We start from the raw sequence: 17,619 nt of genomic DNA on the forward strand, positions 1-17,619 counted from the left end.
TCGGGGTCTTTGCGGGAGGGGCGCGTATCAGTCCCGCGCGGCTTTCTCGGCAATGCCGGAGGTGCCTTCGCGCCGCGCAAGTTCTGTCTCGACATCGGCCAGCGTGACGTCACGGGCGGTCAGCATGACCAGCAGGTGATAGATCACATCTGCGGCCTCTGAGGTGAGGCGGGCGCGATCGCCCTTCACCGCCTCGATGATGGCCTCAATCGCCTCTTCGCCGAATTTCTCGGCGCATTTCTCCGGGCCCTTGGCGAACAGCTTGGCGGTCCAGCTGCTGTCGGGATCGGCGCCCTTGCGGGCCATGATGGTGGCGGCAAGGGTGTGGATCGTGCTCATGGCGGCCCCGTTCATTGCAGGCGCATGGGGATGCCAGCGGCGGCCATATGCGCCTTGGCCTCGCCGATTGTGTATTCGCCGAAATGGAAGATCGAGGCGGCAAGCACCGCCGAGGCATGGCCTTCGGTCACGCCTTCCACCAGATGGTCAAGATTGCCGACCCCGCCCGAAGCAATGACCGGGATGGTGACGGCGTCAGCGATTGCGCGGGTCAGGGCCAAGTTGTAGCCGCCCTTGGTGCCGTCGCGATCCATCGAGGTGAGCAGGATCTCGCCCGCGCCCTTGGCGGCGACCAGCCGGGCAAATTCCACCGCGTCAATGCCGGTGGGCTTGCGCCCCCCATGGGTGAAGATCTCCCATTTGCCAGGGGACACGGTTTTCGCGTCAATCGCCACCACGATGCATTGGCTGCCGAAACGGTCGGCCGCCTCGGCCACCACATCCGGATCGGCAACCGCCGCGGAATTGAAGCTGACCTTGTCGGCCCCCGCCAGGAGCAGCGCGCGCACATCGTGATGCGTGCGCACGCCACCCCCCACGGTCAGCGGCATGAAGCATTGCTCGGCCGTGCGGGTGACCAGATCGAACATGGTGCCGCGATTTTCATGCGTGGCATGGATGTCGAGAAAGGTCAGCTCGTCCGCGCCCGCCGCGTCATAGGCCTTGGCGGCCTCGACCGGGTCGCCCGCGTCGATCAGGTTCACGAAGTTCACGCCTTTCACCACGCGGCCATCGGCCACGTCGAGACAGGGGATGATGCGGGTTTTCAGCATGGATGCGGCCTTGGTGGATCGGGGGAAGGATAGGGGGCTTTGCCCCCTCGCCGCAAGCGGCTCACACCCCCAGGATATTTGGGAACAGATGAAATCAGGCCTTAAGGTTCTGCAGCGCGGTTGCGAGGTCGATGGCACCATCATAAAGCGCGCGGCCCGAGATCGCGCCGGCGATCACGCCGGTATCGCGCAGCGCGATCAGGTCTTCCATGCGCGAGACACCGCCCGAGGCGATGACCGGGATGGAGACGGCGCGGGCCAGGGCCTCGGTCGCCTCGATATTCGGGCCCTGCATCGCCCCATCGCGGTCAATGTCGGTATAGATGATGGCGGCAACGCCCGCGTCTTCAAAGCTGCGGGCAAGGTCGGTCGCCTGGACGGTGGTTTCTGTCGCCCAGCCTTTGGTCGCGACAAAGCCCTTGCGCGCATCGATGCCGACCGCGACCTGACCGGGGAAGGTCTTTGCGGCCTCGCGCACCAGATCGGGGTTTTCGACCGCGACAGTGCCGAGGATGACACGGGCCAGACCCTTTTCCAGCCACATGCCGATGGTGGCCATGTCGCGGATGCCGCCACCAAGCTGTGCGGGCACCTTGCAGCGGGCAAGGATCGCCTCCACCGCAGCCGCGTTCACCGGCTGACCGGCAAAGGCCCCGTTCAGATCGACCAGATGCAGCCATTCGCAGCCGGCGGCCTCGAATTTCGCGGCCTGGGCTGCGGGATCATCCCCGAAAACGGTGGCGGCCGACATTTCGCCGCGCAACAGGCGCACGCATTGGCCGTCCTTGAGGTCGATGGCGGGGTAAAGGATCATCGGCGGGCCTCCGGTCGGGTTCGGGATGCTGGGGCGGATTACGGAGGCGGTTTCGCATGGAGGCGACGTGACGGCAAGGCCCCTGCGCCGCCGTCACGTCACGCTTGCAGGAATCCAGCAGCCGGGCGGATGATCGCCGCATGGTTCAGGGGAGGGAGGAACCCATGCGGAGCGTGACAGGAATGTTGGTGCTGGCCTGCGGCTTTGGCGCAAGTGCTGCGCTGGCCGATCCGATCGAGGGGGTCTGGCAAACGCAGGAGGATGATGGTGCCTATGCCCATGTGACCATCGCGCCTTGCGGCCCGGCCTTTTGTGGCAAGATCACCACGGCCTTCAAGGGGGGTCAGTCCGTCGAGACGGACAATATCGGCAAGACCATCGTGATCGACATGCTGCCCGGCGGCGGTGGGGCCTATACTGGCAAGGTCTGGCGGCCATCCAACAACAAGATCTATTCCGGCAAGGCCCAGGTTTCCGGCAATGCCATGGCTCTGTCGGGCTGCGTGGCGGGCGGGCTGATCTGCAAGGCGCAGACCTGGTCCCGGGTGAAGTAATACCGCGATCCGGTGGCATGACATGGGCGGCACATTGCGCAGAAACCGGGTTGCCCCGCGCGGCCCGCTGCCCCCAGATGGCGGGATGTGAACGCCGGAGTTGCCCCGCCCATGTCCCTTGCCGATTGGAGCCGCCTGTTCGCCCTGTCCCTGCTTTGGGGCGGGTCGTTCTTCTTTGTCGAGATCGCGCTGACCGGGTTGCCCTTGCTGAGCGTGGTCTGGGGGCGGGTGGCGCTTGGTGCCCTGTGCCTTGCCGTCATGCTGCGCGGTCAATGGCCGCGCGGGGCGGCGGTCTGGCGGGCGCTGGCCGGGATGGGCCTGCTGAACTGCGCGGTGCCGTTTTCGCTACTGGCCTTTGCACAAGGCGAGATCAGCGGCGCGCTGGCCGCGATCCTGAATGCCACCACGCCGCTCTGGACTGTGCTGGTGGCACATCTGGCGGGGGCCGAGGCGCTGACGGCCCGGCGTCTGGCGGGGCTTGGTTTCGGCTTTGCCGGTGTCGTGGTGATGGCGGGGGGCGGCGTCGGATCGCCGCCTGCGCTGCTGGCCTGCATGGGGGCCGCGCTCTGCTATGCGGTGGCGGGTGTCTGGGGGCGGCGTCTGGCCCGCATGGGCGTGCGGCCCTTGCAGGCGGGCTTCGGGCAAGTGCTGATGGCATCAGTATTGCTGCTGCCGCTCTGGCTGTGGTTTGACCGGCCATGGGGCCTTGCCATGCCCGCGCCGCAGGTCTGGGGCGCGCTTGTGGGGATCGCCGTTCTGTCCACCGCCTTGGCCTATGCGCTGTATTTCCGGCTGCTGGCTACGGCGGGGGCGGTCAATCTGGCGCTGGTCACCTTCCTGATCCCGGTTTCGGCGGCGGCACTGGGGGCGCTGTTTCTGGGCACCCGGCTGGGGCCCGCGCATTTTATGGGATTTGGCCTGATCGCGCTTGGGCTTTGGGCGGTGGTGCGCAGGCCCGAGGCGCGGGTGAAACCCGCCTAGCCGAACACGGACCAGCCTGTGGTGCGGGCCAGCCGCTCCACCGCCAGGGTGCCAAGCTGCGAATTGCCCTGTGCATTCAGCCCCGGTGACCAGACCGCGATGGAGGCGCGGCCCGGCGCGATCACCAGAATGCCGCCACCCACGCCGGATTTGCCGGGCAGGCCCACGCGATAGGCGAAATCGCCCGATCCGTCATAATGGCCGCAGGTCATCATCAGCGCGTTGATGCGGCGGGTGCGGGCGGGCGACAGCATACGGGGCAGGCCGGGGGCTGCCATCAGAAAGCGCCCGGCGCGGGCCAATTGCCGCGCGCTCATCTCGATGGCGCATTGGTGGAAATAGGTGCCGCAGGTCAGATCCGGGGCATGGAGCAGATTGCCATGCGCCGCCATGAAATGCGCCAGCGCCAGATTGCGATGGCCGGTCGCCTGTTCCGATGCCGCAACGGCGCGGTTGATATGGATGTCATCATCGCCCGCAGCCTCGCGCAGAAAGCGCAAGATCTCGCCCAGCAATTCCCGTGGCTGGTGGCCGGCAAGGATCGCATCGGTGACCACCAGCGCGCCCGCATTGATGAAGGGATTGCGCGGGATGCCCTGCTCGTGTTCCAGCTGGACCATGGAGTTGAAGGCAAGGCCCGAAGGCTCGCGCCCGACGCGGCGCCAAAGCTGATCGCCCAGACGGCCAAGCGCGATGGCGAGGGTAAAGACCTTGCTGACCGACTGGATGGAAAAGGCCTGATCGGCCTCGCCGCAAGTGAAGGTCTGGCCATCGGCGGTGCAGACCGCCATGGCGAAATGATCGACGGACACCCCGGCCAGTTCAGGGATGTAATCGGCGACCCGGCCGCGATCGGGGGCCGCGGCCATCTCCTCGCCGATGCGGTCGAGGATTCGGGCCAGATCCATCAGGACTTCTCCATCAGGGCTTCCAGCGCAGGAAATTGCCGATCAGCCGCAGCCCCACGGCCTGCGATTTTTCGGGGTGGAACTGGGTGCCGACCATGTTTCCGGTGCCGATGATGGCGGTGACATCACCGGCATAGTCGACATGGGCCAGCCGCTCTGATGGCTTGTCGACGCGGAAGGCATAGCTATGGACGAAATAGGCGTGATCGCCGGTCGCGACCCCTTCCAGCACCGGGTGCGGATGGTCGACGACCAGATCGTTCCAGCCCATATGCGGCACTTTCAGCGCCGGGTTGGCGGGGGTGATCCGCGTCACCTCGCCGCCGATCCAGTCGAAGCCGGGCGTATCCTCATATTCGCGGCCCCAGGTTGCCATCATCTGCATCCCGACGCAGATGCCCATAAAGGGGCGGCCCTTCTGGCGCACGGCCTCCGAGATCGCGTCGAACAGACCGCCATATTCGCCAAGCGCCCGGCGGCAGGCCGGGAAAGCGCCATCGCCTGGCAAGACGATCCGGTCGGCGCGCGCCACGTCTTCGGGGTTTGATGTTACCAGAATCTCGCCTGCGCCAGTTTCCACCGCCATGCGCTGAAAGGCTTTTTCGGCGGAATGCAGGTTGCCGCTATCGTAATCGACCAACACTGTGAGGGCCATCTGGCATCCTTTCGGGGTTCGGATTTTCGCCGAAAATCCGGTCTCGATTATTCGTCGAAAAATCGCGCAGGCGGGTTAAAGGGCGCCCTTGGTCGAGGGGATCTCGTCTGCCTTGCGCGGATCGGTCTCCACCGCCATGCGCAGAGCGCGCGCGACCGCCTTGAAGGCAGCCTCGGCGATGTGGTGGCTGTTCACGCCGTGCCGCAGGTCGATATGCAGCGTGATGCCGCCATGCGTCGCCAGCGCCTGGAAGAATTCGCGCACCAGTTCGGTGTCAAAGGTGCCGATCTTCTGGGTCGGGAAGGGCACGTTCCAGACCAGGAAGGGCCGCCCCGACAGATCCAGCGCGCAATGCACCTGGGCATCATCCATCGCAAGGCTGCATTCGCCGTAACGCCGGATGCCCTTCTTGTCGCCAAGCGCGCGGGTCAGGGCCTGGCCCAAGGCGATGCCGCAATCCTCGACCGTGTGGTGGTCATCGATATGCAGGTCGCCCTTGCAGCGCAGCCGCATGTCGATCAGCGAATGGCGCGACAACTGGTCCAGCATATGATCGAAGAAGCCAACGCCGGTCTGCATGTCATAACGGCCGCTACCATCAAGATCGAGGGCGGCCGAGATCTCGGTCTCGGCGGTGCGACGGGTGACTTCGGCCTTGCGCATCGGGCTTCTCCGCTGACGGTTCTGCCGCCTTATAGGGTGGGGCGGCCTATGTGGGAAGGGTATGCGTGCGGGAGGAGACGCGGAATGAAAAAGGCCGCCCGAAGGCGGCCTCTTTTCATTTGGAGCGGGCGATGAGATTCGAACTCACGACCCTAACCTTGGCAAGGTTATGCTCTACCCCTGAGCTACGCCCGCATCCGTATGGTCTTGCAACCATTCGCTGAACTGGAGCGGGCGATGAGATTCGAACTCACGACCCTAACCTTGGCAAGGTTATGCTCTACCCCTGAGCTACGCCCGCGCTGCCAATTCAGTGAGGGGGGATTTAGTCGGGGCGGCGGCGGGCCGCAAGGGGGAAAACGCATCGGCAGACGAAAAACTTTGCCGGATGTCAGGGCGGGGCCATCGGCGTCAACCCGGCCTTAACCCCTTGGCGCGCAATCTGGCCTTGAGAACAAGGGATTTTCGGGGGAGGGCCGCGATGTTGTTGATCCTGTTCGCAGTTCTGCTCGGGACGTTGGTTCTGACAGGGCGGTTGATATGCGCGATGTGGCGCAGGTGATCGCCATTGCGCGAGTCGCGCCGGATGCACCCTGCCGGGGCCAGGACCAGGACGCGGATGCGACAAAGTCCGGGCCTGCCTCTGCCCAGGCCGCCGTGATGGTTTGGGCCCGGATGCGCAGCGAATGGGGGTGTCTCCCCGCTCATCTCACAACTGGGCGCGATTGAGGGGAAAAACGCCACCACGAATGGCACGCGCCGCCCGGTCGGGGCGGCGCGTGTCTGGAGCCGATTTCGGTGCTGCCGGTCATGCGCAACTGCCGCGCCAACCGGGGCGGCAGTTGCGCGCGGCGGGCGAATTATTCCAGCTCGATCAGCAGGTCTTTCGCGTCGATCTGGCTGCCGGCGCTGACATGGATGGCCTTGACGGTCGCCTCGCGATCGGCATGGAGGCCGGTTTCCATCTTCATCGCCTCGATGGTCAGCAGCAGATCACCCGCACGCACCTTGGCTCCGACGCCAACCGCGACGGATGCGATGGAGCCGGGCATCGGCGCACCGATATGGGCGGCATTGCCATCCACAGCCTTGGGTTTCGCGGCGGTCTTGGCCTTTACTGCGCGGTTCGGCACGCGGATCACGCGGGGCTGGCCGTTCAACTCGAAGAACACCTTGCAATCGCCGTCATCCGTGGTTTCGCCCACCGCCTGCAGACGGATTTCCAGCGTCTTGCCCGGTGCAATCTCGCAGGCGATCTCGTCGCCTGGCTCCATACCATAGAAGAAGGTCCGGGTCGGCAGGGTGCGCACCGGGCCATATTGGCGGTGCCGCCCCATGTAATCGAGGAAAACCTTGGGATACATCAGATATCCGTTCAGATCCTCGTCATCGACGATGAAGCCGTTCAACTCGGCCGACAGCTTTGCGCGCGTGGCCTCCAGATCGACCGCCGCCATGCCAAGGCCGGGGCGCGTGGTCTGCGGGGCCTCGCCCTTCAGCACCTTCTTCTGGATTCCCGCGGGCCAGCCGCCATGCGGCTGACCGAGATTGCCCTTCATCATGTCGACGACCGACTCCGGGAAGGCCACTTCGACCGCCGGGTCCTCGACTTGCGCGCGGCTCAGGCCCTGCGCCACCATCATCAGTGCCATGTCGCCCACCACTTTTGACGAGGGCGTGACCTTCACGATATCGCCGAACATGCGATTGGCATCGGCATAGCTCTGCGCCACTTCGGGCCAGCGTTCCTCAAGCCCCATGGAACGCGCCTGCGCCTTGAGGTTGGTGAACTGTCCGCCGGGCATCTCGTGCAGATATACTTCGGAGGCCGGCGCCGCGAGGCCCGATTCAAAGGCCGCATATTGCGCCCGCACATGTTCCCAATAGGTGGAGATGTCGCGGATCGCGGCAATATCGAGGCCGGTATCGCGGTCGGTATGGCGCAGCGCCTCCACGATGGAGCCAAGGCAGGGCTGCGAAGTGCCGCCTGAAAATGCGTCCATTGCCGCATCCACCGCATCGACGCCAGCGTCACAGGCCGCCAGCACCGTAGCCGCCGCCGCACCGCTGGTGTCATGGGTGTGGAAGTGGATCGGCAGGCCCACCTCCTGCTTCAGCGTCTTGATCAGCACGCGGGCTGCGGCGGGCTTCAGCAGCCCGGCCATATCCTTCAGGCCAAGGACATGCGCGCCGGCCGATTTCAGCTCTTTCGCCATTCCGACATAATATTTCAGATCATACTTGGACCGTTCCGGGTCCAGCAGATCGCCGGTGTAACAGATCGTGCCTTCGCAAACCTTGTTCGCCTCGATCACCGCATCCATGGCAACGCGCATGTTCTCGACCCAGTTCAGGCTGTCGAAGACGCGGAACACATCCACCCCGGTCTCGGCCGCCTGTTTTACGAAGGCCTGCACCACATTATCGGGGTAATTGGTGTAGCCTACCCCGTTGGAGGCGCGCAGCAGCATCTGGGTCATCAGATTGGGCATGGCCGCGCGCAGGTCGCGCAGGCGTTGCCACGGGCATTCCTGCAAGAAGCGGTAAGCCACATCAAAGGTGGCGCCGCCCCAGCATTCGACGCTGAACAACTGTGGCAGGTTCGCGGCATAGGCCGGTGCCACGCGGATCATGTCGATGGAGCGCATCCGCGTCGCCAGCAGCGACTGGTGACCATCGCGCATCGTGGTATCGGTCAGCAGCACCTTGCTTTGCGCGCGCATCCAGTCGGCAACGGCCTGCGGGCCCTTCTGTTCCAGCAGGTTGCGGGTGCCCATGGCAGGTTCGGCCTTCGGTGCCGGTGGCTTGGGCGTGCGCGCCTCTGCGGCGGGTTTCGGGCGACCTGCGGTCTCGGGGTGACCGTTGACCGTGATATCGGCGATATAGGTCAGGATCCGCGTCGCGCGGTCCTGCCGTTTGCGGAACTGGAACAGCGCGGGCGTCGTGTCGATGAATTTTGTCGTATAGGTGTCGTCAAGGAAGGTCGGGTGCTTCAGCAGGTTTTCGACAAAGGCGATATTGGTCGAGACGCCGCGAATCCGGAATTCCGACAGCGCGCGATGCATCCGGCTGATTGCCAGTTGCGGCGTCTGTGCCCAGGCGGTGACCTTGACCAGCAGACTGTCATAATAGCGCGTGATCACCGCGCCCGAATAGGCGGTGCCGCCATCAAGGCGGATGCCATTGCCGGTGGCCGAACGATAGGCGGTGATGCGGCCATAATCGGGGATGAAGTTGTTTTGCGGGTCTTCAGTGGTCACGCGGCATTGCAGCGCGTGGCCCATCAACCTGACATCCTCCTGCCGCGCCACGCCGGTGGCCTGCGCCAGCGTCTTGCCCTCGGCGATCAGGATCTGTGCCTGCACGATGTCGATGCCGGTCACCTGTTCGGTAACGGTATGTTCGACCTGCACGCGCGGGTTCACCTCGATGAAGTAGAACTTGCCGTCATCCATATCCATCAGGAATTCGACGGTGCCGGCGCATTCGTAATTCACATGGGCGCAGATCTTGCGGCCCAATTCACAGATCTCTGCCCGCTGGGCATCGGTCAGATAGGGGGCAGGCGCGCGTTCGACGACCTTCTGGTTGCGGCGCTGCACAGTGCAGTCACGCTCATACAGGTGGAAGATCTCGCCATGCTTGTCGCCCAGGATCTGCACCTCGACATGTCGCGCGCGCAGAATCATCTTTTCCAGATAGCCTTCGCCATTGCCAAAGGCGGCTTCGGCTTCGCGGCGGCCCTCCAGCACCTTGGTTTCCAGCTCTTCGGGGCCATTGATCGGGCGCATCCCGCGCCCGCCGCCACCCCAGCTGGCCTTCAGCATCAGGGGAAAGCCGATCTCGGCGGCCTCCTTGCGGATGGCGTCGAAATCGTCGCCCAGAACTTCGGTGGCAGGGATCACCGGAACGCCCGCAGCAATCGCCACGCGGCGCGCGCTTGCCTTGTCGCCAAGTGCGCGCATGGTCTCGGCGCGCGGCCCGATGAAGGTGATGCCCGCCTTTTCGCAAGCCTCGACGAAATCGGGATTTTCCGACAAAAGCCCATAGCCGGGATGGATCGCATCCGCGCCGGACAGTTTGGCCACCCGGATGATTTCCGGGATCGAGAGATAGGCCCCAACCGGCGACAGGCCCTGGCCGATCAGATAGGCCTCATCGGCCTTGAAACGGTGCAGCGACAGCTTGTCTTCCTCGGCATAGACCGCGACGGTCTTTTTGCCCATCTCGTTTGCGGCCCGCATGACGCGGATGGCGATCTCGCCACGATTGGCGATCAGGATCTTGCGAAATTCGGTCATGGCGGTCCCGCATCAGAGTGGTGGAAGGGGTCAGGTTGGTCCTGAATTTTGACCACTCTAGGGGTGCTGCGATGCAGCGCAAGTGCTGCAATGCGCAAATCTGCGAAGTTTTGCGAAATATTCAGGCGAAGTTTGCAACTGCAAATTCACGTTAGCGATAAACCCAAGAAGCGTTAGCGCTAAATGTTCGTTACCGCTAACATATTGGGCATTCGCATGGCATTTGGGCAGGCGATTGATCGTTTGCGCAAGAACAATACGATGGGAAGGGCACCTGTCGTGCAGTGAACATAGCGCGAACGCACGGGCTTTCCCTCGCGCGGTGGATCGGCTATCCTGCCGGGCATGACCGGCTATGACGACTCCCTTGATGATGGTGACGCCTTCGAGGCAGCACTTCCCCTGTCGCAGCGCGCGATGGCCGCGCGACCGCAGCCCTATCTGGATGACCTGAACCCGGCGCAGCGCGCGGCGGTGTTGGCGCTGGATGGGCCGGTCCTGATGCTGGCGGGGGCGGGCACGGGCAAGACCAAGGCGCTGACAAGCCGCATCGTGCATCTGCTGGCCACCGGCAAGGCGCGCCCGAACGAGATTCTGGCGGTGACCTTCACCAACAAGGCCGCGCGCGAGATGAAGGAACGCGTCGCGCGGATGATGGGTCATGCCGAGGGGATGCCCTGGATGGGCACCTTCCATTCGATCAGTGTGAAGATCCTGCGGCGGCACGCCGAACTGGTGGGGTTGAAGCCGAATTTCACCATTCTGGATACCGATGACCAGCTGCGCCTGCTGAAGCAGCTGATCGTTGCGGCCAATATGGATGAAAAACGCTGGCCCGCCCGCGCGCTGGCAAGCCTGATCGACCATTGGAAGAACCGGGCCTGGACGCCGGCCAAGGTGCCGTCCTCCGAGGCCAGCGGTTTCAACAATCGCGGCACCGAACTTTATGATCGCTATCAGGAACGGCTGCGCAACCTGAACGCCTGCGATTTCGGCGATCTGCTGATGCATTGCGTCACGATCTTTCAGGCGCATACGGATGTCTTGAGCCAGTATCAGCGCTGGCTGCGCTATATCATGGTGGACGAATATCAGGACACCAACGTCGCGCAATATATGTGGCTGCGGCTGCTGGCGCAGGGCCATCGCAACATCTGCTGCGTGGGCGATGATGACCAGTCGATCTATGGCTGGCGTGGGGCAGAGGTCGGCAATATCCTGCGGTTTGAAAAGGATTTTCCTGGCGCTGAGGTGATCCGGCTGGAGCAGAACTATCGCTCCACCGAACATATCCTTGCCGCTGCCTCGGGCGTGATTTCGGGCAATTCGGACCGTCTTGGCAAGACGCTCTGGACCGAGGCCAAGGGCGGCGAGAAGCTGCGCCTGATCGGGCATTGGGATGGCGAGGAAGAGGCGCGCTGGATCGGTGACGAGCTGGAGGCGCTGCAACGGGGCACCCGCGGTCTGGATCCTGTCAGCCTGAACGATCAGGCGATCCTGGTGCGCGCCAGCCACCAGATGCGCGCCTTTGAGGATCGTTTCCTGACCATCGGCTTGCCCTATCGGGTGATCGGCGGACCACGGTTTTACGAGCGGCTCGAGATTCGCGACGCCATGGCCTATTTCCGGCTTGCGGTCAGCCCTGACGATGATCTGGCCTTTGAGCGGGTTGTGAATACGCCCAAGCGGGGCTTGGGTGACAAGGCGCAATCCGAGATCCAGCGCATGGCGCGGGCCTCGGGTGTCAGCCTGCTGGAAGGCGCGCGGGAACTGCTGGCCGCTGGCGGCATCGGCGGCAAGGGCGCGGGACAGTTGCGCGCCTTTGTCGAAGGGGTGGATCGCTGGCACGCCGCAATCCTGAATGCGCGCCCGCAACTGGCCGATGCGGTGGTGGAGCCGCTTTTGCCCGAAACCGCGCCGCAAAGCGATATGGGCCATGTCCGGCTGGCCGAGGTGATCCTGGACGAATCGGGCTACACCTCGATGTGGCAGAACGACAAGACGCCGGAGGCACCGGGGCGGCTGGAAAACCTGAAGGAGCTGGTGAAGGCGCTGGAGCAGTTCGACAGCCTGCAAGGTTTCCTCGAACACGTCGCGCTGATCATGGATAATGAGACCGAAGACGCGGTGGAAAAGGTCACGATCATGACGCTGCACGCCGCCAAGGGGCTGGAATTTCCGGTGGTCTTCCTGCCGGGATGGGAGGACGGGCTGTTCCCCAGCCAGCGCAGCATGGATGAAAGCGGCAAGAAGGGCCTCGAGGAAGAGCGCCGTCTGGCCTATGTCGGCATCACAAGGGCGGAGCGGCTCTGCACCATCAGCTTTGCGGCCAATCGCCGGGTCTATGGTCAGTGGCAAAGCCAGTTGCCCTCGCGTTTCATCGACGAATTGCCCGCCCGCCATGTCGAGGTGCTGATCCCGCCGGGCCTGCATGGCGGCGGCTATGGGGCGGCGGCCAGTTTCGGCACCAGCCGGGTCGAGGAGCGCGCGACCAAGGCCGATGTCTACAACTCGCCGGGGTGGCGGCGGATGCAGGATCGCAGCGCCGAACGTCCCATGGCCCAGCCGCGCAGCGGGCACGGGCCGGTGATCGATCTGGATGCGGTGGCACGATTCACCGAAGGCGACCGGGTATTCCACCAGAAGTTCGGCTATGGTTCGGTCACCGGGATCGAAGGCGACAAGCTGGAGATCGACTTTGACAAGGCTGGGGTGAAGCGGGTGGTGGCGGGCTTCATCACGGCGGCCCATGAGGCGGATGATCTGCCGTTCTGAGGCGTGGTGCTTGTTTACGGGGTTGAGAGGGGGCCAGCCCCCTCTTGCGCTGCGCGCAATTCACCCCCGGGATATTTTCTGAACAGATGAAACGGGCCAAGGCGGTGAGTCCCGTCTTCATTGGCCTTCTGCCACGGGCTGCTGCTTTGGTGCGGCCGCAGGCCTAACGGGGGCGGGCCTGCTATCGTTTCAGCCGCTCCAGCAGGTGAAAGCCCAGTCCGGCGATCAGGCCCCAGAAGGCCGCGCCGATGCCAAGGGCGGGCGTGCCGGAGGCGGTGACGGCCAGGGTGATCGCGGCGGCAAAGCGGGTCTCTGTCGGGCCAAAGGCTCCGCTGGCGGCGCCCATGAACGGGCCAAGCAAAGCCAGAGCGACGATGGCGGTAATGAGTTCGGGCGGGACGGCCCCCAGCAGCGCCAGAATCAGCGGGCTGAGGACGCCCAAGATCAGCCAGATGCCGCCATAGACCAGTCCGACATGCCAGCGTTTGTGGCGATCGGGATGCACATCATCCCCAAGGCAGATGGCGGCGGTGATCGCGGCCATCGAAATGGTATGCGCACCGAACAGTCCGGCCAGCGCCGACAATCCGCCGGTCACCACCAGCCCGTCGCGCACTGGCGGCTCGTATCCGGCGGCGCGGATCGTGGCAAAGCCCGGCAGGTTCTGCGAGGCCATGGTGACCAGATAAAGCGGCAAGGCAAGGCCGATCAGCGTGCCAAGGTCAAACGCGGGTGCAATGAAGGTCAGCTGCGGCCAGGGCAGGCTGAGCTGCGGCAGATGGGCAAGCCCGGTGACAAAAGCCGCAGCCAAGCCACCCGTCAGCGCGATCAGCACCGCCAATGCGGGATTTCTCAACCGCACCAGTGCAAAGACCGCGATCACCGGCAGGATGAGTGCCGGCAATGTGGTGGTCGCGTCGGGCAGGCGCAGGCAGAAGGGCAGCAGGACGCCCGCCAGCATCCCGGCGGCGATACCGTCGGGGATGGAGGCGACCAGCCGCCCCAGCGGTTTGACGGCACCGGTCAGCGCAATCAGCAGGCCGGTCAGCACAAACGCACCCACGCCTTGGGCCATGCTGATCCCCTCGGTTGCGGCGATCAGCGCGGCACCCGGTGTGGACCATGCGAGCACCACCGGCACTTTGGATCGCCAGCTGAGCAGCGCCGACCCTGCCGCCTTGGCCAGACAGATCGCCAGCACCCAGCTTGCAGTCTGATCCGTGCTGGCCCCGAGGGCTGCGGCGGCGGCCAACAGCAGCGCGATGGTAGAGCCGTATCCCACTAGGGCGGCAACAAGGGCTGCGGAAAACAATGAGACGCGCATCTTTGGCTCCGGTCAGAACCGGGCGACCATGGCGGGGCGGTCGCGACGATGCAAGGGGCGCGCGCTGCAGATCGCTTGGCAGAACGCTTGGTTGCGCCAGATCGCAGGAGGCGGGAAGGGGAAGATTGAAATGAAAACGGCGGCGCCCAGGGAGGAGGAGGGGCACCGCCGTTCTGTCAGTCGCCGCCCAGGGAGGAGGAGGGGCGGGTTCTGTCTGCGACGCACCCCAGGGAGGAGGAGGGGGAGCTCGCAAGTTCCATGGCCCAGGGAGGAGGAGGGGCCAAGGATCGATGTTGGGCCGGATGGCCCGAAAGGGGTGCGGCGGCTCCAGGGAGGAGGAGGGAGCCGCCGCTGAACCCAAGGCCCAGGGAGGAGGAGGGGCCGAGGATCCGGTTTGAGGCCCACCCGCACCGGCAGGCCCCGAAGAAATTGCGACGATCCCAGGGAGGAGGAGGGGATCGCCGCGTTGCATCCGGCCCAAGGGAGGAGGAGAGGGCCGTGCAATTCATCTGGAAGCGTCAGGCTTCCGGTATTGGGTGCGGCGATCCCGGGGAGGAGATGGGATCACCGCGAAGCGTCGGCCCTGGGGAGGAGGATGGGCCGCGCCGAAAACTTACTTCCCGTATGCGGCCTCATGGGCCATGCGGGTGATCATCGAGCGATGGATGCCAAGATCCGCCAGTTCGCGGTTGCTCAGCGATTTCAGCTCCCGCACGGTGCTGCGGTAGATTGCGCGTTGGGCCATCGCCTTGCGCAGATCCGCGACCAGAGTGGCGAAGCGTTCGCCAAGACCCTGATGGGCAACCCGGGTGGTGTTTACAAAAGCCATCGTCTTCGTCTTTCCGTATCCAGCAGGTCTGTGCGTCTTTTGCTGCCCTGCTTCGTTGAGTTGAAGATGGGGCATTTTCTGCATCTGCACAATCCGGGACTGCTGCAATGCAGCTATGCGGATCGCGCATGGCAGGGCTTGTGAATTCCCCTGCGTCATGAGGCACTTCGCCGCAAATATGGACGCAGTTCAAACCAGCCCTTGCCCTTTCGGGCGTGCTGCACGAGTCTGGCGCGGCAACAGGAGGCCGGATTATGGACATCACGCGTGAGCTCGTTCTCAAGGCGCTTTCGGAGATCGCGGTGCCGGGCGGCGGTTCGCTGGTATCGCGCGATTTGATTCGGGCGCTGCGCGTCGAGGCCGGGACGGTGGGCTTTGTGATCGAGGCCCCGACGCCCGAGGACGCCCGTGCTTTCGGTCCGGTCCAGGCCGAGGCCGAGGCCGCCTTGCGGGCTCTGCCGGGCGTGGAGCGGGTGCAGGTGGTGATGACCGCGCATGGCCCCGCCGCGAAACCGGCGGCCAGGCCGGCACCTGCGGCCGGCGCCCCCAACCTGAAGATCGGCGGTCATCCCGCGCCGCATCAGGGCGGGCCAAAGCGCGTCAGCGGCATCGAGCGCATCATCGCCATCGGTTCGGGCAAGGGCGGTGTCGGCAAATCCACCGTCAGTTCCAACCTTGCGGTGGCGCTGGCCCGGCAGGGGCGGCGGGTCGGTCTGCTGGATGCCGATATCTATGGCCCCAGCCAGCCGCGCATGATGGGTGTGAACAAGCGCCCGGCCAGCCCGGACGGCAAGACCATCATCCCCTTGCAGGCGCATGGCGTCACCGTGATGTCCATCGGCTTCATGCTGAAAGAGGAGGAGGCGGTGATCTGGCGCGGACCGATGCTGATGGGGGCGCTGCAGCAACTGATCGAGCAGGTGGCCTGGGGCGATCTGGACATTCTGCTGATCGACCTGCCACCGGGCACTGGCGATATCCAGTTGACGCTCAGCCAAAGGTTCGCGCTGACCGGGGCGATAGTCGTCTCCACGCCGCAGGATGTGGCGATGCTGGATGCGCGCAAGGCGCTGGACATGTTCGGCAAGCTGAAGGTGCCGGTCCTCGGTCTGGTGGAAAACATGTCTACTTATATATGCCCCAATTGCGGGCATGAGGCGCATCTGTTCGGCCATGGTGGCGTGGCAGCCGAGGCGGCAAAGATCGGAGTGCCTTTCCTTGGGGAATTGCCGCTGGATCTGGATACGCGGCTTGCGGGCGACGCCGGCACGCCGATCGCCGCAGGATCCGGGCCGATGGCCGAGGCTTATAGCCGCTTGGCCGCGCGGCTGGTTGCAGGCGGCATGGCCTGAGGTCTTGACCATCATTCACCCTTGAAACGCCCGGGCCTGCGCCCGGGCGTTTTGCGTTCCTGCCGGATGTCAGGATCGGGCACAGGGGCGGGGTGCGGCGGGCCGCCTTCCGGGATCGCATGGGACGGGATGGCATGGGCGCGTCTGGAACTCATGGAATCTCATGGGACCGGCATGGAAAAATCCGGTCGCGCCGAATCACCGCGCCGTGAATCGGCATGGAATCTGGCGGGAAAATCGGCATATTCCGGTTTTGTTCGTGATATCCTATGGTTGAGTGGCAAAGTTTGTGCAGATTTCCGGGAAAATATGGGCTGGATTGGGGCATTGTCTGACGCCCTATATCTAGTGGTTCACGGAAGCGTGTTTCGCCAGAATTTGCAGGCTCAAGCCAAAAGACGCTACCAGATGCTGTGCCGGTAGCATTTCCTAGGTAAAAACTGCCGCCCTTTGCCCAAAGAAAACCGTTGCGTCCCATGCATTCCCATGGCATCCCTTGGTTACCGGATGACGGTGGGAAAAGTGAAAACAGGGGCAGCAAGACCCCACAGGCGAATAAGCAGGTTTCATACAGGCCCCACTTAGACATCAACGGTTAGACCGGCGCGCGGGCGAGCAGACATCTCCCCCAGGTGGCACGCGCAGCCGGGCCTGCCCAGCGATGGGACAGTCGGCGGATCGAGCAGTGGCAGCCGCTCGATCCGCCGTTTTCATTTCGGCCTGACGATCTGGCCGATCATCCAAGACATTCATGCCGCGGCGCGGGGGCCGGGGCGGACGACAAAAAGCCCAAAGGGCGCAACACAGCCGGGACCAGGGACAGACCGTGTCAGAGGCATTCAGAGGCGAGTTCAACCAGAAGGTTGACGGGAAGGCGCGGGTCTCGATCCCGGCGCCTTTTCGGCGCGTCTTGGAAGCCGGTGATCCGTCCTTTGATGGAACCCGCCCGAAATTCGTTCTGGTCTATGGCCGCCCGAACTCTGATTTCGTTGAGTGCTATACGATTGCCGAGATGAAGAAGCTGGAGGCGAAGATCCGTCGCCTGCCCGCAGGCACCCCGCAACGCCGCGCGCTGGAGCGCAACTTCATCACCCTGACCCAGCTGGTCGAGGTCGATGATGATGGCCGGATCGTCATGCCGCCCAAGGCGCGCGAAAAGATCGGTCTGGATGCGGATGTGCTGAAAGAGGGTGCGGAGGCGACCTTTGCCGGCACGCTTGATACATTCCAGATCTGGCGGCGCGACGCCTATGAGGCGACGCTGGCTGCCGAGGCCGAGATTGACCTCGATTTCCTGACCGATGGTGCGGACCTGCTGTCGCTGCTGCCGCCCGACCCGGCGGAGGGCTGA

At 64.3% G+C, this 17,619-nt stretch carries 15 protein-coding genes and 2 tRNA genes; 6 read left to right on the top strand and 11 right to left on the bottom strand.

What is annotated here, in order from left to right; translation table 11 throughout:
- Positions 1 to 27: 27 nt before the first annotated feature.
- The 3 genes from GBJ34_RS00165 to hisA form a co-directional block, all read right to left on the bottom strand.
- Positions 28 to 339 (bottom strand): phosphoribosyl-ATP diphosphatase, encoded by a 312-nt coding sequence (locus GBJ34_RS00165; protein ID WP_151717231.1) that lies wholly within the window; start codon positions 337 to 339, stop codon positions 28 to 30.
- 11 nt (positions 340 to 350) lie between these two features.
- A complete protein-coding gene (gene hisF, locus GBJ34_RS00170) occupies positions 351 to 1,112 on the bottom strand; it encodes an imidazole glycerol phosphate synthase subunit HisF (RefSeq protein ID WP_151717232.1) in 762 nt (253 codons plus the stop codon).
- Positions 1,113 to 1,206: 94 nt separating this feature from the next.
- Positions 1,207 to 1,926: a 1-(5-phosphoribosyl)-5-[(5-phosphoribosylamino)methylideneamino]imidazole-4-carboxamide isomerase gene (gene hisA, locus GBJ34_RS00175; protein WP_151717233.1), complete on the bottom strand. Its 720-nt coding sequence runs from the start codon at positions 1,924 to 1,926 to the stop codon at positions 1,207 to 1,209.
- A 164-nt stretch (positions 1,927 to 2,090) separates the two neighbouring features.
- On the opposite strand from hisA, the gene GBJ34_RS00180 reads away from it, so the two are divergent.
- Entirely contained in the window at positions 2,091 to 2,480 is a 390-nt protein-coding gene (locus GBJ34_RS00180) for a DUF2147 domain-containing protein (RefSeq protein ID WP_151717234.1), read from the top strand.
- Positions 2,481 to 2,591: 111 nt separating this feature from the next.
- A complete protein-coding gene (locus GBJ34_RS00185; protein WP_151717235.1) occupies positions 2,592 to 3,461 on the top strand; it encodes a DMT family transporter in 870 nt (289 codons plus the stop codon).
- Here GBJ34_RS00185 and GBJ34_RS00190 read toward each other — a convergent pair.
- The 6 genes from GBJ34_RS00190 to GBJ34_RS00215 form a co-directional block, all read right to left on the bottom strand.
- Positions 3,458 to 4,369 (bottom strand): glutaminase, encoded by a 912-nt coding sequence (locus tag GBJ34_RS00190; protein ID WP_151717236.1) that lies wholly within the window; start codon positions 4,367 to 4,369, stop codon positions 3,458 to 3,460. The two genes, GBJ34_RS00185 and GBJ34_RS00190, sit on opposite strands and share 4 nt — an antisense overlap.
- Before the next feature lie 13 nt (positions 4,370 to 4,382).
- Complete coding sequence (gene hisH, locus GBJ34_RS00195) at positions 4,383 to 5,024, bottom strand: imidazole glycerol phosphate synthase subunit HisH (protein WP_151717237.1); 642 nt, start codon at positions 5,022 to 5,024, stop codon at positions 4,383 to 4,385.
- A 75-nt stretch (positions 5,025 to 5,099) separates the two neighbouring features.
- Positions 5,100 to 5,687, bottom strand: coding sequence for an imidazoleglycerol-phosphate dehydratase HisB (gene hisB, locus GBJ34_RS00200; protein ID WP_151717238.1), 588 nt, complete (start codon positions 5,685 to 5,687; stop codon positions 5,100 to 5,102).
- 120 nt (positions 5,688 to 5,807) lie between these two features.
- Positions 5,808 to 5,882, bottom strand: a tRNA-Gly gene (locus tag GBJ34_RS00205).
- Positions 5,883 to 5,913: 31 nt separating this feature from the next.
- A tRNA-Gly gene (locus GBJ34_RS00210) sits at positions 5,914 to 5,988 on the bottom strand.
- Between the two features lie 559 nt (positions 5,989 to 6,547).
- On the bottom strand, positions 6,548 to 9,988 hold the full coding sequence (locus GBJ34_RS00215) for a pyruvate carboxylase (protein ID WP_151717239.1): 3,441 nt from the start codon (positions 9,986 to 9,988) through the stop codon (positions 6,548 to 6,550).
- Positions 9,989 to 10,333: 345 nt separating this feature from the next.
- On the opposite strand from GBJ34_RS00215, the gene GBJ34_RS00220 reads away from it, so the two are divergent.
- On the top strand, positions 10,334 to 12,763 hold the full coding sequence (locus tag GBJ34_RS00220) for an ATP-dependent helicase (protein WP_151717240.1): 2,430 nt from the start codon (positions 10,334 to 10,336) through the stop codon (positions 12,761 to 12,763).
- A gap of 181 nt (positions 12,764 to 12,944) precedes the next feature.
- On the opposite strand, the gene GBJ34_RS00225 is transcribed toward GBJ34_RS00220, so the two are convergent.
- Complete coding sequence (locus GBJ34_RS00225) at positions 12,945 to 14,087, bottom strand: benzoate/H(+) symporter BenE family transporter (protein WP_151717241.1); 1,143 nt, start codon at positions 14,085 to 14,087, stop codon at positions 12,945 to 12,947.
- Positions 14,088 to 14,700: 613 nt separating this feature from the next.
- Positions 14,701 to 14,916 (bottom strand): DUF1127 domain-containing protein, encoded by a 216-nt coding sequence (locus GBJ34_RS00230; protein ID WP_151717242.1) that lies wholly within the window; start codon positions 14,914 to 14,916, stop codon positions 14,701 to 14,703.
- 254 nt (positions 14,917 to 15,170) lie between these two features.
- Between GBJ34_RS00230 and GBJ34_RS00235 the strand changes: the two genes are divergently transcribed.
- From GBJ34_RS00235 to mraZ, 3 genes are all read left to right on the top strand, one after another.
- Positions 15,171 to 16,268 carry an Mrp/NBP35 family ATP-binding protein gene (locus GBJ34_RS00235; RefSeq protein ID WP_151717243.1) on the top strand — a complete coding sequence of 366 codons (1,098 nt, stop codon included), beginning with the start codon at positions 15,171 to 15,173 and terminating at the stop codon, positions 16,266 to 16,268.
- Positions 16,269 to 16,442: 174 nt separating this feature from the next.
- The gene (locus GBJ34_RS00240; protein WP_151717244.1) at positions 16,443 to 16,691 is read left to right on the top strand and encodes a hypothetical protein; all 249 of its coding nucleotides are present in this window, start codon (positions 16,443 to 16,445) and stop codon (positions 16,689 to 16,691) included.
- 403 nt (positions 16,692 to 17,094) lie between these two features.
- Positions 17,095 to 17,619: a division/cell wall cluster transcriptional repressor MraZ gene (gene mraZ / locus GBJ34_RS00245; RefSeq protein WP_151717245.1), complete on the top strand. Its 525-nt coding sequence runs from the start codon at positions 17,095 to 17,097 to the stop codon at positions 17,617 to 17,619.

The organism is Gemmobacter serpentinus, assembly GCF_008973825.1.
In the GTDB taxonomy this organism is placed as follows: Bacteria; Pseudomonadota; Alphaproteobacteria; order Rhodobacterales; family Rhodobacteraceae; genus Gemmobacter; species Gemmobacter serpentinus.

Bases quoted from the DNA above. Each gene is read 5' to 3' on its own strand.
- GBJ34_RS00165 (WP_151717231.1), bottom strand. From the start codon at position 339: ATGAGCACGATCCACACCCTTGCCGCCACCATCATGGCCCGCAAGGGC.
- hisF (WP_151717232.1), bottom strand. From the start codon at position 1,112: ATGCTGAAAACCCGCATCATCCCCTGTCTCGACGTGGCCGATGGCCGC.
- hisA (WP_151717233.1), bottom strand. From the start codon at position 1,926: ATGATCCTTTACCCCGCCATCGACCTCAAGGACGGCCAATGCGTGCGC.
- GBJ34_RS00180 (WP_151717234.1), top strand. From the start codon at position 2,091: ATGCGGAGCGTGACAGGAATGTTGGTGCTGGCCTGCGGCTTTGGCGCA.
- GBJ34_RS00185 (WP_151717235.1), top strand. From the start codon at position 2,592: ATGTCCCTTGCCGATTGGAGCCGCCTGTTCGCCCTGTCCCTGCTTTGG.
- GBJ34_RS00190 (WP_151717236.1), bottom strand. From the start codon at position 4,369: ATGGATCTGGCCCGAATCCTCGACCGCATCGGCGAGGAGATGGCCGCG.
- hisH (WP_151717237.1), bottom strand. From the start codon at position 5,024: ATGGCCCTCACAGTGTTGGTCGATTACGATAGCGGCAACCTGCATTCC.
- hisB (WP_151717238.1), bottom strand. From the start codon at position 5,687: ATGCGCAAGGCCGAAGTCACCCGTCGCACCGCCGAGACCGAGATCTCG.
- GBJ34_RS00215 (WP_151717239.1), bottom strand. From the start codon at position 9,988: ATGACCGAATTTCGCAAGATCCTGATCGCCAATCGTGGCGAGATCGCC.
- GBJ34_RS00220 (WP_151717240.1), top strand. From the start codon at position 10,334: ATGACCGGCTATGACGACTCCCTTGATGATGGTGACGCCTTCGAGGCA.
- GBJ34_RS00225 (WP_151717241.1), bottom strand. From the start codon at position 14,087: ATGCGCGTCTCATTGTTTTCCGCAGCCCTTGTTGCCGCCCTAGTGGGA.
- GBJ34_RS00230 (WP_151717242.1), bottom strand. From the start codon at position 14,916: ATGGCTTTTGTAAACACCACCCGGGTTGCCCATCAGGGTCTTGGCGAA.
- GBJ34_RS00235 (WP_151717243.1), top strand. From the start codon at position 15,171: ATGGACATCACGCGTGAGCTCGTTCTCAAGGCGCTTTCGGAGATCGCG.
- GBJ34_RS00240 (WP_151717244.1), top strand. From the start codon at position 16,443: ATGGAAAAATCCGGTCGCGCCGAATCACCGCGCCGTGAATCGGCATGG.